We start from the raw sequence: 14,860 nt of genomic DNA, 5'->3' as shown, positions 1-14,860 counted from the left end.
CAGGAGCGGGCCGCCTCCCCGGAGGGAGACGGCCCGCACACGCGCGTGAATCGGGACGGGACTAGTCCCGCGCCTCCGCCAGCAGCTTCTGGATCCGGCTCACGCCCTCGACGAGGTCCTCGTCCCCGAGCGCGTACGACAGCCGCAGGTAGCCGGGCGTGCCGAAGGCCTCGCCCGGAACGACCGCGACCTCGGCCTCCTCCAGGATGAGGGCGGCCAGCTCGACGGTGTCCTGCGGGCGCTTGCCGCGGATGTCCTTGCCGAGCAGGTCCTTGACCGACGGGTAGACGTAGAAGGCGCCCTCGGGCTCGGGGCAGAGCACGCCGTCGATCTCGTTGAGCATCCGCACGATCGTGCGGCGGCGGCGGTCGAAGGCCTCGCGCATCGTCCGCACGGCCTCCAGGTCACCGGAGACGGCGGCGAGCGCGGCGGCCTGGGCCACGTTGGAGACGTTCGAGGTGGCGTGCGACTGCAGGTTCGTCGCGGCCTTGACCACGTCCTTCGGGCCGATGACCCAGCCCACCCGCCAGCCGGTCATGGCGTACGTCTTGGCGACACCGTTGACCACGACGCACTTGTCGCGCAGCTCGGGCAGCAGGGCCGGCAGCGACACGGCGGACGCGTCGCCGTAGACCAGGTGCTCGTAGATCTCGTCGGTCAGCACCCACAGGCCGTGCTCGGCGGCCCAGCGGCCGATCGCCTCGGTCTCGGCCTCGGAGTACACCGCGCCGGTCGGGTTGGACGGGGAGACGAAGAGGACGACCTTGGTCTTCTTCGTGCGCGCCGCCTCGAGCTGCTCCACGGTGACGCGGTAGCCGGTGCTCTCGTCGGCGACGACGTCGACCGGGACACCGCCGGCCAGGCGGATCGACTCCGGGTAGGTCGTCCAGTACGGCGCCGGGACGATGACCTCGTCGCCCGGGTCGAGGATCGCCGCGAACGCCTCGTAGATGGCCTGCTTGCCGCCGTTGGTGACCAGGATCTGCGAGACGTCGGGCTCCCAGCCGGAGTCGCGCAGCGTCTTGGCGGCGATCGCGGCCTTCAGCTCCGGCAGTCCGCCGGCCGGCGTGTAGCGGTGGTACTTCGGGTTCTTGCAGGCCTCGACGGCCGCTTCGACGATGTAGTCCGGCGTCGGGAAGTCCGGCTCACCCGCGCCGAAGCCGATCACCGGACGCCCGGCGGCCTTCAGGGCCTTGGCCTTGGCGTCGACGGCGAGGGTTGCGGACTCGGAGATCGCGCCGACTCGGGCGGAGACCCGGCGCTCGGTGGGAGGGGTTGCAGCGCTCATACGCCCATCGTTTCAGACCGGAAATGACCCCGGCACGCGGGTTTCACAGACTGAACAGCATCGGGTCGAGGCGTGAACACGGGTCCGAATCCCGCCTCCGGCCTGGACGATCTTCCTCCGGACGACCCCGGACCGGGTCTTTCTGTTCGACGCCGGGCCCCGGACCACGTACACTCTTCCCTCGTTGGCCTTCAGCAGCCGCTGCAGCGCAGGTGCACACCGAGCATCCGGCTGAATGCGGTACGTTGGGGGACACACAAAGGGTCGTAGCTCAATTGGTAGAGCACTGGTCTCCAAAACCAGCGGTTGGGGGTTCAAGTCCCTCCGGCCCTGCTACACACACCGCCAGGATGTGTGCGCATGTACGTACAGCAATGCACCGCCGTGCGGCTCAGAAACCGGGCGCGGCACGGCCACGACCCGGGATCAGGTGAGGACGAATGACGGACGCCGTGGGCTCCATCGACACGCCTGATGCTCAGGACCAGGTGCCCGAGTCCAAGAAGAAGGGCCGCAAGGGCGGCAAGCGCGCCAAGAAGGGCCCGCTGAAGCGCCTCGCCATCTTCTACCGCCAGATCATCGCGGAGCTCCGCAAGGTCGTCTGGCCGTCTCGCAACCAGCTGACGTCGTACACCACGGTGGTGATCTTCTTCGTCGCCATCATGATCGCCCTGGTGACCGTGATTGACTATGGGCTCAACCACGCGGCCAAGTACGTCTTCGGCTGAGCCGAAAGCGAAGGGCGCCGTGGTACCGGCGCCCGTTTTCGCATGTTCCACCCCTATGTATCCAGGAAGAAGCAGCCATCGTGTCTGACCCGAACCTGAACGACGCCATCGAGCCGGACGAGACGGTGGACGACGAGCTCGACATCGTCGAAGGCGCGGACGAGCGGGACGAGTTCGAGGCTGCCGAGGCCGAACTGGGGGAGCCGGCCGAGGAGGCCGCTCTGCACGTCGAGGGCGAGGAGGGCGCGGACGCCACGGACGACGAGCCCGCCGCCCCGGCCGCCGAGGCCGACGAGGAGCCGGCCGAGCCCGTCGACCCGATCCAGGCCCTGCGCGAGGAACTCCGCACCCTGCCCGGCGAGTGGTACGTCATCCACACCTACGCCGGCTACGAGAACCGGGTGAAGACCAACCTGGAGCAGCGCGCCGTCTCGCTGAACGTCGAGGACTACATCTTCCAGGCCGAGGTGCCGCAGGAAGAGGTCGTCCAGATCAAGAACGGCGACCGCAAGACGATCAAGCAGAACAAGCTGCCGGGTTACGTCCTGGTCCGCATGGACCTGACCAACGAGTCCTGGGGCGTCGTCCGCAACACCCCGGGCGTCACCGGCTTCGTCGGCAACGCCTACGACCCCTACCCGCTGACCCTGGACGAGATCGTCAAGATGCTCGCCCCGGAGGCCGAGGAGAAGGCCGCCCGCGAGGCCGCCGAGGCCGAGGGCAAGCCCGCCCCGCAGCGCAAGGTCGAGGTCCAGGTGCTGGACTTCGAGGTCGGCGACTCGGTCACCGTCACCGACGGCCCGTTCGCCACGCTCCAGGCGACCATCAACGAGATCAACCCCGACTCGAAGAAGGTCAAGGGCCTGGTGGAGATCTTCGGCCGCGAGACGCCGGTCGAGCTCTCCTTCGACCAGATCCAGAAGAACTAGCCCCTTCTGGACGAACTGCTTCCGTGCAGGTCAGGCGGGCGCTCGGCGTCGGCCTGACCTGCACGGTTTTCAGCCGCGCATCTATACCCGTTATCGTTGTGCGGTATGCCTGCGTCCGGGTGGTCCCCGGATGTGGGCAGGACCCGAATTGAAAGGACCCGGAGAGCTATGCCTCCCAAGAAGAAGAAGGTCACGGGGCTCATCAAGCTCCAGATCAACGCCGGTGCGGCGAACCCGGCCCCGCCGGTCGGCCCGGCGCTGGGTCAGCACGGCGTCAACATCATGGAGTTCTGCAAGGCCTACAACGCCGCGACCGAGTCGCAGCGTGGCTGGGTGATCCCGGTGGAGATCACGGTCTACGAGGACCGCTCCTTCACCTTCGTCACCAAGACGCCGCCGGCCGCGAAGATGATCCTCAAGGCCGCGGGCGTGGAGAAGGGCTCCGGCGAGCCGCACAAGACCAAGGTCGCCAAGATCACCGAGGCGCAGGTCCGCGAGATCGCCACGACCAAGATGCCCGACCTCAACGCCAACGACCTGGACGCCGCGTCGAAGATCATCGCCGGCACCGCCCGCTCCATGGGCATCACGGTCGAGGGCTGAACCCCACCTTCGTAGAACCATGCGGCCGTGACGGCCGCACGTGGCAGGGCCTGCTCGGCCCGTACCACGACTCCGCACAGAACCCACAGGAGCAGTTGTGAGCAAGCGCAGCAAGGCTCTCCGCGCTGCGGACGCCAAGGTCGACCGGGAGAAGCTGTACGCCCCGCTCGAGGCCGTCCGTCTCGCCAAGGAGACCTCCACGACCAAGTTCGACGGCACCGTCGAGGTCGCCTTCCGCCTGGGTGTCGACCCGCGCAAGGCCGACCAGATGGTCCGTGGCACCGTGAACCTTCCGCACGGCACCGGTAAGACCGCCCGGGTCCTGGTCTTCGCGACCGGTGACCGTGCCGAGGCCGCGCGTGCCGCGGGCGCCGACATCGTCGGCGCCGACGAGCTGATCGACGAGGTGGCGAAGGGCCGTCTGGACTTCGACGCCGTCGTCGCCACCCCGGACCTCATGGGCAAGGTCGGCCGTCTCGGCCGCGTCCTCGGCCCGCGTGGTCTGATGCCGAACCCGAAGACCGGCACCGTCACCCCCGACACGGCCAAGGCCGTGACGGAGATCAAGGGCGGCAAGATCGAGTTCCGCGTCGACAAGCACTCGAACCTGCACTTCATCATCGGCAAGACGTCCTTCGAGGACGCCCAGCTGGTGGAGAACTACGGCGCGGCCCTGGAGGAGATCCTCCGTCTGAAGCCGTCCGCCGCCAAGGGTCGCTACATCAAGAAGGCCGCCATCAGCACCACGATGGGCCCCGGCATTCCGGTCGACTCGAACCGCACCCGCAACCTCCTCGTCGAGGAGGACCCGGCCGCCGTCTGAGCCCTGTGCTCTCCCGGTAGCCGCGTCACGGACGCGTAAGCAAAGGGCGGACCCCGCAACCTTCGAGGTGCGGGGTCCGTCCTTTCTCTGTGCGGACTGTCGCACGACTGTCAGTGGCCTGGGCTACGGTGCAGGCACCGGACTCGCATGGGGGTAGGACGAATGAAGAGCACGACCGTACGCCGGGTGGCCCTTTCCGCCGCGGTGGTCACCGCGTTGACCGGGTTGGCCGCCTGCGGCACCGAGGACTCCGCCAACGGCGACAAGGCGGTCGGCAGGAGCCTCACCCACGCCAATCCGCTCGCCGCCCTGCGCTCCGCCGAGAAGTCCACCGACAAGGCGGAGTCGGCCCGGGTCCGCTCGACCACCAGCATCGGCGACACCATGTCGATGACCGCGAACGGCGCCCTCACGTGGGGCGACGGCATGAAGGGCAACCTCACCATCACCTACACCGGCGGCAAGCTGGCGGAGGCGATGCGCAAGGCCGGCACGTCCTCGATGGAGGCCCGCTACCTGCCGGACGCCTACTACGCCAAGATGAGCGAGCAGTTCGCCCAGCAGTCCGGCGGCAGGCACTGGATCAGGTACGCCTACGACGACCTCGCCAAGCTCGGCGGCGGCTCCGGGGCGTACATGAAGGACCAGATGCAGAACACCACGCCGAACCAGTCGGTGAAGCTGCTGCTGGCCTCCGGCGACGTGAAGAAGGTCGGCCAGGAGCAGGTCTCCGGTGTCAGCGCCACGCACTACTCCGGCACGGTCGACGTGGCCGACCTCGCGGGGAAGAACAGCGGACTCGACGCCGGCCAGCTCGCCGACCTGAAGAAGCAGCTCAGCCAGGCGGGTGTCAGCACGGAGACCGTCGACATCTGGATCGACGGCCAGGACCTGCTGGTCAAGAAGGTCGAGAAGGCGCGGATGACCGCCGGTGTCATGACCAGCACGGCCTACTACAGCGACTACGGCGTGCCGGTCACCGCCGAGGCGCCCCCGGCCGCCGACACCAAGGACTTCAAGGACCTGATGAAGGCGGGCGGCCCGGCGTCGGGCAGCGGCGTCGGCGCCTCCTGACCGGCCGCCGCACCGGGACCGGGGCGGGACCGTGGAGCCCGATTTGCTCGACGGTGCCCCGGTCCCGTACTCTCCTACCGAAGCCAAAGACCGCTGGTCGTTGCCGCACGTTCGAATGAGGGTGCGGTGGCCGAAGGATCCGCTGCAAAGTGGACGACCCGCGCAGGTGTCAGTGGAAGCACTCCCGGACGGTACGCGCCCAGCGTGTCCTGACGGTCGAGTCCGCCCCGAGCGCCTGCGCCGGGGCGTTTCGTTTTCCCCAGTCCTCCTTCGGGTCCGCGCGGTCAGAATCACCCGGAAGGAGGCCGAGGCTCTATGGCGAGGCCCGACAAGGCTGCTGCGGTTGCCGAGCTGACGGACAAGTTCCGCAGCTCCAGCGCTGCCGTGCTGACCGAGTACCGCGGTCTCACCGTGGCACAGCTCAAGACGCTGCGCCGGTCGCTCGGTGAGAACGCCCAGTACGCCGTGGTGAAGAACACGCTGACCAAGATTGCGGCCAACGAGGCCGGGATCACGCTGGACGACCAGCTCTTCGCTGGTCCGACGGCCGTCGCCTTCGTCACCGGTGACCCGGTGGAGTCGGCGAAGGGTCTCCGTGACTTCGCCAAGGACAACCCGAATCTCGTCATCAAGGGCGGTGTCCTTGACGGCAAGGCGCTGTCCGCCGACGAGATCAAGAAGCTTGCGGACCTCGAGTCCCGCGAGGTTCTGCTCGCCAAGCTGGCGGGCGCCTTCAAGGGCAAGCAGACCCAGGCTGCTCAGGTCTTCCAGGCGCTCCCGTCGAAGCTCGTCCGCACCGTGGACGCGCTTCGTGCCAAGCAGGGCGAGCAGGGCGGTGCCGAGTAATTCGGCTCGCTTTCTGATCCGGGCCGCCTGACGCGGCCGGGGTCACAGCGGGCCAACGTACGCCCGCCACTCATGTACATCCGGCACCAGCCGAATTAGTGGAAGGATCGCCCATCATGGCGAAGCTGTCTCAGGAAGACCTGCTCGCGCAGTTCGAGGAGATGACCCTCATCGAGCTCTCCGAGTTCGTGAAGGCGTTCGAGGAGAAGTTCGACGTCACCGCCGCCGCCGCGGTCGCCGTGGCCGCCCCGGGCGCCCCGGGTGCCCCGGTCGAGGCCGAGGAGGAGAAGGACGAGTTCGACGTCATCCTCACCGGTGCCGGCGACAAGAAGATCCAGGTCATCAAGGTCGTGCGTGAGCTGACCTCCCTGGGCCTGAAGGAGGCCAAGGACCTCGTCGACGGCACCCCGAAGCCGGTCCTCGAGAAGGTCAACAAGGAGGCCGCCGAGAAGGCCGCCGAGTCCCTCAAGGGCGCCGGCGCCTCCGTCGAGGTCAAGTAACACCTTCCGGGTTCCCGTAACCCGGCTGCGCGCCGATTGCGGTCCCTGGGGGCTGTAACGCGAACGCACCGAAGAGCGATCATCCATCTGGGTGGTCGCTCTTCGGCGTCTGCGGAGGGGGACCCGGGTCGCCTTGAACTCGCCCCGGCGAGGGGTATGGTGATCTTCGTTCTGTCTCCGGACGGCCTCGTTTGGGCTGGGGGGCCTTGACGAACCGCACGCAGCGCGCAATTCTCAGGACGCGTCGTCACAAGGATCCGAATCCGAGGCATGGATCGACGGCGAAGAGGGCAGTATCAACGTGCGTTGAGGGCAGACTTGCCGAGGGCGTTGGTGACGAAGGCGTTGAGCACGACGAGGGTCTCGAGAAACCCGAGCTGGACATCAGTGTGCCAAGTGGCTACACTGACCCTTTGCGCTGCCTGTTAGCTTCCCCTGCCCGTCACCAGGGGTCTGCCCTCACTCGAGCACTGATGACCGAAGCCCCTCTGACCTGGGGTTTGCGTCTCTGTGTCTGAGAGAGGGGCCGGTACGCGCGTAGTGAGTCCGAGCCCTCGGAAGGACCCCCTCTTGGCCGCCTCGCGCAACGCCTCGACCGCGAATACGAACAACGGCGCAAGCACCGCCCCGCTGCGCATCTCCTTTGCAAAGATCAAGGAGCCTCTCGAGGTTCCGAACCTGCTCGCGCTGCAGACCGAGAGCTTCGACTGGCTGCTCGGCAACACCGCCTGGCAGAGTCGGGTCGAGGAGGCTCTTGAGGACGGTCAGGACGTCCCCACCAAGTCCGGTCTGGAGGAGATCTTCGAGGAGATCTCCCCGATCGAGGACTTCTCCGGGTCGATGTCCCTGACGTTCCGGGACCACCGCTTCGAGCCGCCGAAGAACTCCATCGACGAGTGCAAGGAGCGCGACTTCACGTACGCGGCCCCGCTCTTCGTCACCGCCGAGTTCACCAACAACGAGACCGGTGAGATCAAGTCCCAGACGGTCTTCATGGGCGACTTCCCGCTCATGACGAACAAGGGCACCTTCGTCATCAACGGCACCGAGCGTGTCGTGGTGTCTCAGCTGGTCCGTTCCCCCGGTGTCTACTTCGACTCCTCCATCGACAAGACGTCCGACAAGGACATCTTCTCCGCCAAGATCATCCCGTCCCGGGGTGCCTGGCTGGAGATGGAGATCGACAAGCGCGACATGGTCGGTGTCCGCATCGACCGCAAGCGCAAGCAGTCGGTCACCGTTCTGCTGAAGGCGCTCGGCTGGACGACCGAGCAGATCCTCGAGGAGTTCGGCGAGTACGAGTCGATGCGCGCCACCCTGGAGAAGGACCACACCCAGGGCCAGGACGACGCGCTGCTGGACATCTACCGCAAGCTGCGTCCGGGCGAGCCCCCCACGCGTGAGGCCGCGCAGACGCTGCTCGAGAACCTCTACTTCAACCCCAAGCGCTACGACCTCGCCAAGGTCGGCCGCTACAAGGTCAACAAGAAGCTGGGTGCGGACGCTCCGCTGGACGCGGGTGTCCTGACCGTCGAGGACGTCATCTCGACGATCAAGTACCTGGTGAAGCTGCACGCCGGTGAGACCGAGACCGCCGGCGACAACGGTGGCACGATCGTCGTCGAGACGGACGACATCGACCACTTCGGCAACCGCCGTCTGCGCAGCGTCGGCGAGCTGATCCAGAACCAGGTCCGTACGGGTCTCGCCCGTATGGAGCGCGTCGTGCGCGAGCGCATGACGACCCAGGACGTCGAGGCGATCACGCCGCAGACCCTGATCAACATCCGGCCGGTCGTCGCCTCCATCAAGGAGTTCTTCGGCACCAGCCAGCTGTCGCAGTTCATGGACCAGAACAACCCGCTGTCGGGTCTCACCCACAAGCGCCGTCTGTCGGCGCTCGGCCCGGGTGGTCTCTCCCGTGAGCGGGCCGGCTTCGAGGTCCGCGACGTGCACCCCTCGCACTACGGCCGCATGTGCCCGATCGAGACGCCCGAAGGCCCGAACATCGGTCTGATCGGCTCGCTCGCGTCCTACGGCCGGGTCAACGCGTTCGGTTTCGTCGAGACGCCGTACCGCAAGGTCGCCGACGGCCAGGTCACCGACGAGGTGGACTACCTGACGGCCGACGAAGAGGACCGGTTCGTCATCGCGCAGGCCAACGCCACGCTCTCGGACGACATGCGGTTCGCCGAGAACCGCGTCCTGGTCCGCCGCCGCGGCGGCGAGGTCGACTACGTCGCCGGTGACGACGTGGACTACATGGACGTCTCGCCGCGCCAGATGGTGTCGGTCGCGACCGCCATGATCCCGTTCCTCGAGCACGACGACGCCAACCGCGCCCTCATGGGCGCGAACATGATGCGTCAGGCCGTGCCGCTGATTAAGTCCGAGTCCCCGCTCGTCGGCACCGGCATGGAGTACCGCTCCGCGGTCGACGCCGGCGACGTGGTCAAGGCCGAGAAGGACGGTGTGGTCCAGGAGGTCTCCGCGGACTACATCACCACCGCCAACGACGACGGCACGTACATCACGTACCGCCTGGCCAAGTTCTCCCGGTCCAACCAGGGCACCTCGGTCAACCAGAAGGTCATCGTCAACGAGGGCGACCGGATCATCACGGGCCAGGTGCTCGCCGACGGTCCCGCCACCCAGAACGGCGAGATGGCCCTCGGCAAGAACCTGCTCGTGGCGTTCATGCCGTGGGAGGGTCACAACTACGAGGACGCGATCATCCTGTCGCAGCGCCTCGTGCAGGACGACGTCCTCTCCTCGATCCACATCGAGGAGCACGAGGTCGACGCCCGTGACACCAAGCTCGGCCCCGAGGAGATCACCCGGGACATCCCGAACGTCTCCGAGGAGGTCCTCGCCGACCTCGACGAGCGCGGCATCATCCGCATCGGTGCCGAGGTCATCGCCGGTGACATCCTCGTCGGCAAGGTCACGCCGAAGGGTGAGACCGAGCTGACCCCCGAGGAGCGCCTGCTGCGCGCGATCTTCGGCGAGAAGGCCCGTGAGGTCCGCGACACCTCGCTGAAGGTGCCGCACGGCGAGACCGGCAAGGTCATCGGCGTGCGCGTCTTCGACCGCGAGGAGGGCGACGAGCTTCCCCCCGGCGTGAACCAGCTCGTGCGCGTCTACGTCGCGCAGAAGCGCAAGATCACCGACGGTGACAAGCTCGCCGGCCGGCACGGCAACAAGGGCGTCATCTCCAAGATCCTGCCGATCGAGGACATGCCGTTCCTGGAGGACGGCACCCCGGTCGACATCATCCTCAACCCGCTGGGTGTGCCGTCCCGAATGAACCCGGGACAGGTCCTGGAGATCCACCTCGGCTGGCTCGCCAGCCGCGGCTGGGACGTCTCCGGTCTCGCGGACGAGTGGGCCCAGCGCCTCCAGGCGATCGGCGCCGACTCGGTCGCTCCGGGCACCAACGTCGCCACCCCGGTGTTCGACGGTGCGCGCGAGGACGAGCTGGCGGGTCTGCTGCAGCACACCATCCCGAACCGGGACGGCGAGCGCATGGTGCTCCCGACCGGCAAGGCGCGGCTGTTCGACGGCCGCAGCGGTGAGCCGTTCCCGGACCCGATCTCGGTCGGCTTCATGTACATCCTGAAGCTGCACCACCTGGTCGACGACAAGCTGCACGCCCGGTCGACCGGTCCGTACTCGATGATCACCCAGCAGCCGCTGGGTGGTAAGGCCCAGTTCGGTGGCCAGCGGTTCGGTGAGATGGAGGTGTGGGCCCTCGAGGCCTACGGCGCCGCGTACGCCCTCCAGGAGCTGCTGACCATCAAGTCCGACGACGTCACCGGCCGCGTGAAGGTCTACGAGGCCATCGTCAAGGGCGAGAACATCCCGGAGCCCGGCATCCCCGAGTCCTTCAAGGTGCTCATCAAGGAGATGCAGTCGCTCTGCCTGAACGTGGAGGTGCTGTCCAGCGACGGTATGTCCATCGAGATGCGCGACACCGACGAGGATGTCTTCCGCGCTGCGGAGGAGCTCGGCATCGACCTGTCCCGGCGCGAGCCGAGCAGCGTCGAAGAGGTCTGACGGGAGTCCGGTAGGGGCCTCGCCACCGTGTGAGGCCCCCGCCGACCCCCAGGCCCCCGTTTCAGACCACAGACTTACGACCCTGAGAGGGATTGACGCATAGTGCTCGACGTCAACTTCTTCGACGAGCTCCGGATCGGCCTGGCCACCGCTGACGACATCCGTCAGTGGAGCCACGGTGAGGTCAAGAAGCCCGAGACCATCAACTACCGCACGCTCAAGCCGGAAAAGGACGGGCTCTTCTGCGAGAAGATCTTCGGTCCCACCCGGGACTGGGAGTGCTACTGCGGCAAGTACAAGCGCGTCCGCTTCAAGGGCATCATCTGCGAGCGCTGCGGCGTCGAGGTCACGCGCGCCAAGGTGCGCCGTGAGCGGATGGGCCACATCGAGCTGGCCGCGCCCGTCACGCACATCTGGTACTTCAAGGGTGTCCCCTCGCGCCTCGGCTACCTGCTGGACCTGGCGCCGAAGGACCTCGAGAAGGTCATCTACTTCGCGGCGTACATGATCACGTACGTCGACGAGGAGCGCCGCACCCGCGACCTGCCCTCCCTGGAGGCGCACGTCTCCGTCGAGCGCCAGCAGATCGAGAACCGCCGCGACTCCGACCTGGAGGCCCGGGCCAAGAAGCTCGAGACCGACCTGGCCGAGCTCGAGGCCGAGGGTGCCAAGGCCGACGTGCGCCGCAAGGTGCGCGAGGGCGCCGAGCGTGAGATGAAGCAGCTCCGCGACCGCGCGCAGCGCGAGATCGACCGCCTCGACGAGGTGTGGACCCGGTTCAAGAACCTCAAGGTCCAGGACCTCGAGGGCGACGAGCTGCTCTACCGCGAGCTGCGCGACCGCTTCGGCACGTACTTCGACGGCTCGATGGGTGCCGCGGCGCTGCAGAAACGCCTGGAGTCCTTCGACCTCGACGAGGAGGCCGAGAAGCTCCGCGAGATCATCCGCACCGGCAAGGGCCAGAAGAAGACCCGTGCGCTGAAGCGCCTGAAGGTCGTCTCCGCGTTCCTGCAGACCTCGAACAGCCCCAAGGGCATGGTCCTGGACTGCGTCCCGGTCATCCCGCCGGACCTGCGTCCGATGGTGCAGCTCGACGGTGGCCGCTTCGCGACCTCCGACCTGAACGACCTGTACCGCCGTGTGATCAACCGGAACAACCGTCTGAAGAGGCTCCTGGACCTCGGTGCCCCGGAGATCATCGTCAACAACGAGAAGCGCATGCTTCAGGAGGCTGTTGACGCCCTCTTCGACAACGGCCGTCGCGGCCGTCCGGTCACCGGCCCCGGCAACCGCCCGCTGAAGTCCCTCAGCGACATGCTGAAGGGCAAGCAGGGCCGGTTCCGCCAGAACCTGCTCGGCAAGCGAGTCGACTACTCGGCGCGTTCCGTCATCGTCGTCGGCCCGCAGCTCAAGCTGCACCAGTGCGGTCTGCCCAAGGCCATGGCGCTGGAGCTGTTCAAGCCGTTCGTGATGAAGCGCCTGGTCGACCTGAACCACGCGCAGAACATCAAGAGCGCCAAGCGCATGGTGGAGCGCGGCCGCACGGTCGTGTACGACGTCCTCGAAGAGGTCATCGCCGAGCACCCGGTTCTGCTGAACCGTGCTCCCACCCTGCACCGCCTCGGCATCCAGGCCTTCGAGCCGCAGCTCGTCGAGGGCAAGGCCATCCAGATCCACCCGCTCGTCTGCACCGCGTTCAACGCGGACTTCGACGGCGACCAGATGGCCGTGCACCTGCCGCTGTCCGCGGAGGCGCAGGCCGAGGCCCGCATCCTGATGCTGTCCTCGAACAACATCCTCAAGCCGGCCGACGGCCGTCCGGTGACGATGCCGACCCAGGACATGGTCCTCGGTCTGTTCTTCCTCACCACCGACGGCGAGCTGCGCGAGACCAAGGGCGAGGGCCGCGCGTTCGGTTCCACGGCCGAGGCGATCATGGCGTTCGACGCCGGTGAGCTCGCGCTGCAGTCGCCGATCGACATCCGCTTCCCGGTGGGCACCATCCCGCCGCGCGGCTGGACCCCGCCGGCGCGCGAGGAGGGCGAGCCCGAGTGGCAGCAGGGTGACTCGTTCCGCCTGCGCACCACCCTGGGCCGCGCGCTCTTCAACGAGCTGCTGCCCGAGGACTACCCGTTCGTCGACTACTCGGTGGGCAAGAAGCAGCTCTCCGAGATCGTCAACGACCTGGCCGAGCGCTACCCCAAGGTCATCGTGGCGGCGACGCTCGACAACCTGAAGGCGGCCGGCTTCTACTGGGCGACCCGTTCCGGTGTCACCGTGGCCATCTCCGACGTCGTCGTTCCCGAGGCGAAGAAGGAGATCGTCCGCGGCTACGAGGCGCAGGACGAGAAGGTCCAGAAGCAGTACGAGCGCGGTCTGATCACCAAGGAAGAGCGCACTCAGGAGCTCATCGCGATCTGGACCAAGGCGACCAACGAGGTCGCCGAGGCGATGAACGAGAACTTCCCCAAGACCAACCCCATCTTCATGATGGTCGACTCGGGTGCCCGAGGAAACATGATGCAGATGCGGCAGATCGCCGGTATGCGCGGTCTGGTGTCGAACGCGAAGAACGAGACCATCCCGCGTCCGATCAAGGCGTCCTTCCGCGAGGGTCTGTCGGTGCTGGAGTACTTCATCTCCACGCACGGTGCCCGTAAGGGTCTGGCGGACACCGCCCTGCGTACCGCCGACTCGGGTTACCTGACCCGTCGTCTGGTGGACGTCTCGCAGGACGTCATCATCCGCGAGGAGGACTGCGGCACCGAGCGCGGTCTGAAGCTGCGGATCGCCCACCGCGGTGCCGACGGTGTGCTGCGCAAGGCGGACGACGTCGAGACCAGCGTCTACGCCCGCATGCTCGCCGAGGACGTCGTCATCGACGGCAAGGTGATCGCGCCGGCCAACGTGGACCTCGGCGACGTGCTCATCGACCAGCTCGTGCGCCACGGCATCGAGGAGGTCAAGACCCGCTCGATCCTGACCTGCGAGTCGCACGTCGGCACCTGCGCCATGTGCTACGGCCGTTCGCTGGCCACCGGCAAGCTGGTCGACATCGGTGAGGCGGTCGGCATCATCGCCGCCCAGTCCATCGGTGAGCCCGGTACCCAGCTCACGATGCGTACCTTCCACACCGGTGGTGTGGCCGGTGACGACATCACCCAGGGTCTGCCCCGTGTCGTCGAGCTCTTCGAGGCCCGTACCCCGAAGGGTGTCGCCCCGATCTCCGAGGCCAACGGCCGCGTGCGGATCGAGGAGACCGAGAAGACCAAGAAGATCGTCGTCACCCCGGACGACGGCAGCGACGAGACGGCGTTCCCGATCTCGAAGCGTGCCAAGGTCCTGGTCAAGGAGGGCGACCACGTCGAGGTGGGCCAGCAGCTCACCGTGGGTGCCACCAACCCGCACGACGTGCTGCGCATCCTGGGTCAGCGTGCCGTCCAGGTCCACCTGGTCGGCGAGGTCCAGAAGGTGTACAACTCGCAGGGCGTGTCGATCCACGACAAGCACATCGAGATCATCATCCGGCAGATGCTGCGCCGCGTGACGATCATCGAGTCGGGCGACGCCGAGCTGCTGCCCGGCGAGCTGGTCGAGCGCTCGAAGTTCGAGACCGAGAACCGTCGTGTGGTCCAGGAGGGCGGTCACCCGGCCTCCGGTCGTCCCCAGCTCATGGGTATCACCAAGGCCTCGCTGGCGACGGAGTCCTGGCTGTCGGCCGCCTCCTTCCAGGAGACGACCCGAGTCCTGACGGACGCGGCGATCAACGCCAAGTCCGACAGCCTCATCGGCCTCAAGGAGAACGTCATCATCGGTAAGCTCATCCCGGCCGGTACGGGTCTGTCCCGCTACCGCAACATCCGGGTGGAGCCCACCGAGGAGGCCAAGGCCGCGATGTACTCGGCCGTCGGCTACGACGACATCGACTACTCGCCGTTCGGCACCGGCTCCGGCCAGGCCGTTCCGCTGGAGGACTACGACTACGGTCCGTACAACCAGTGAGTGGTTGAGAT

Annotated in this window: 10 protein-coding genes and 1 tRNA gene; 10 read left to right on the top strand and 1 reads right to left on the bottom strand. The window is 67.2% G+C overall.

The genetic code is table 11. The annotated features are described in order from the left end of the window. Nucleotides 1-61: 61 nt before the first annotated feature. Complete coding sequence (locus MXD57_RS17735; RefSeq protein WP_250402414.1) at nucleotides 62-1,288, bottom strand: pyridoxal phosphate-dependent aminotransferase; 1,227 nt, start codon at nucleotides 1,286-1,288, stop codon at nucleotides 62-64. Between the two features lie 260 nt (nucleotides 1,289-1,548). Between MXD57_RS17735 and MXD57_RS17730 the strand changes: the two genes are divergently transcribed. The 10 genes from MXD57_RS17730 (at nucleotide 1,549) to MXD57_RS17685 (ending at nucleotide 14,849) form a co-directional block, all read left to right on the top strand. Then, a tRNA-Trp gene (locus MXD57_RS17730) sits at nucleotides 1,549-1,621 on the top strand. Between the two features lie 107 nt (nucleotides 1,622-1,728). Continuing rightward, a complete protein-coding gene (gene secE / locus MXD57_RS17725) occupies nucleotides 1,729-2,016 on the top strand; it encodes a preprotein translocase subunit SecE (protein WP_250402413.1) in 288 nt (95 codons plus the stop codon). An 80-nt stretch (nucleotides 2,017-2,096) separates the two neighbouring features. Beyond that, the gene (gene nusG, locus MXD57_RS17720; RefSeq protein ID WP_250402412.1) at nucleotides 2,097-2,945 is read left to right on the top strand and encodes a transcription termination/antitermination protein NusG; all 849 of its coding nucleotides are present in this window, start codon (nucleotides 2,097-2,099) and stop codon (nucleotides 2,943-2,945) included. A 168-nt stretch (nucleotides 2,946-3,113) separates the two neighbouring features. Further along, nucleotides 3,114-3,548, top strand: a complete 435-nt coding sequence (rplK, locus tag MXD57_RS17715) for a 50S ribosomal protein L11 (RefSeq protein ID WP_018543896.1) — start codon at nucleotides 3,114-3,116, stop codon at nucleotides 3,546-3,548. A gap of 97 nt (nucleotides 3,549-3,645) precedes the next feature. Continuing rightward, the gene (rplA, locus tag MXD57_RS17710; protein WP_250402411.1) at nucleotides 3,646-4,371 is read left to right on the top strand and encodes a 50S ribosomal protein L1; all 726 of its coding nucleotides are present in this window, start codon (nucleotides 3,646-3,648) and stop codon (nucleotides 4,369-4,371) included. Nucleotides 4,372-4,533: 162 nt separating this feature from the next. Further along, nucleotides 4,534-5,445, top strand: coding sequence for a hypothetical protein (locus MXD57_RS17705; RefSeq protein WP_250402410.1), 912 nt, complete (start codon nucleotides 4,534-4,536; stop codon nucleotides 5,443-5,445). A 315-nt stretch (nucleotides 5,446-5,760) separates the two neighbouring features. Further along, nucleotides 5,761-6,291 (top strand): 50S ribosomal protein L10, encoded by a 531-nt coding sequence (gene rplJ, locus MXD57_RS17700; protein WP_250402409.1) that lies wholly within the window; start codon nucleotides 5,761-5,763, stop codon nucleotides 6,289-6,291. A gap of 116 nt (nucleotides 6,292-6,407) precedes the next feature. Continuing rightward, complete coding sequence (rplL, locus tag MXD57_RS17695; RefSeq protein ID WP_250402408.1) at nucleotides 6,408-6,791, top strand: 50S ribosomal protein L7/L12; 384 nt, start codon at nucleotides 6,408-6,410, stop codon at nucleotides 6,789-6,791. A gap of 570 nt (nucleotides 6,792-7,361) precedes the next feature. Next, complete coding sequence (rpoB, locus tag MXD57_RS17690; protein ID WP_250402407.1) at nucleotides 7,362-10,847, top strand: DNA-directed RNA polymerase subunit beta; 3,486 nt, start codon at nucleotides 7,362-7,364, stop codon at nucleotides 10,845-10,847. 102 nt (nucleotides 10,848-10,949) lie between these two features. Then, the gene (locus tag MXD57_RS17685) at nucleotides 10,950-14,849 is read left to right on the top strand and encodes a DNA-directed RNA polymerase subunit beta' (protein ID WP_250402406.1); all 3,900 of its coding nucleotides are present in this window, start codon (nucleotides 10,950-10,952) and stop codon (nucleotides 14,847-14,849) included. Nucleotides 14,850-14,860: the final 11 nt, after the last annotated feature.

The sequence above is a fragment of the Streptomyces cellostaticus genome (assembly GCF_023630175.1).
Lineage (GTDB): Bacteria > Actinomycetota > Actinomycetes > Streptomycetales > Streptomycetaceae > Streptomyces > Streptomyces cellostaticus_A.
The sequence above is the reverse complement of the archived record's forward strand: the minus strand, read 5'-3'. Positions and strand labels throughout refer to the sequence as shown.

Excerpts from the sequence above, each read along its gene's own strand:
- rplK (WP_018543896.1), top strand. The coding sequence starts at position 3,114 with ATGCCTCCCAAGAAGAAGAAGGTCACGGGGCTCATCAAGCTCCAGATC.
- secE (WP_250402413.1), top strand. The coding sequence starts at position 1,729 with ATGACGGACGCCGTGGGCTCCATCGACACGCCTGATGCTCAGGACCAG.
- MXD57_RS17705 (WP_250402410.1), top strand. The coding sequence starts at position 4,534 with ATGAAGAGCACGACCGTACGCCGGGTGGCCCTTTCCGCCGCGGTGGTC.
- MXD57_RS17735 (WP_250402414.1), bottom strand. The coding sequence starts at position 1,288 with ATGAGCGCTGCAACCCCTCCCACCGAGCGCCGGGTCTCCGCCCGAGTC.
- rplJ (WP_250402409.1), top strand. The coding sequence starts at position 5,761 with ATGGCGAGGCCCGACAAGGCTGCTGCGGTTGCCGAGCTGACGGACAAG.
- rplL (WP_250402408.1), top strand. The coding sequence starts at position 6,408 with ATGGCGAAGCTGTCTCAGGAAGACCTGCTCGCGCAGTTCGAGGAGATG.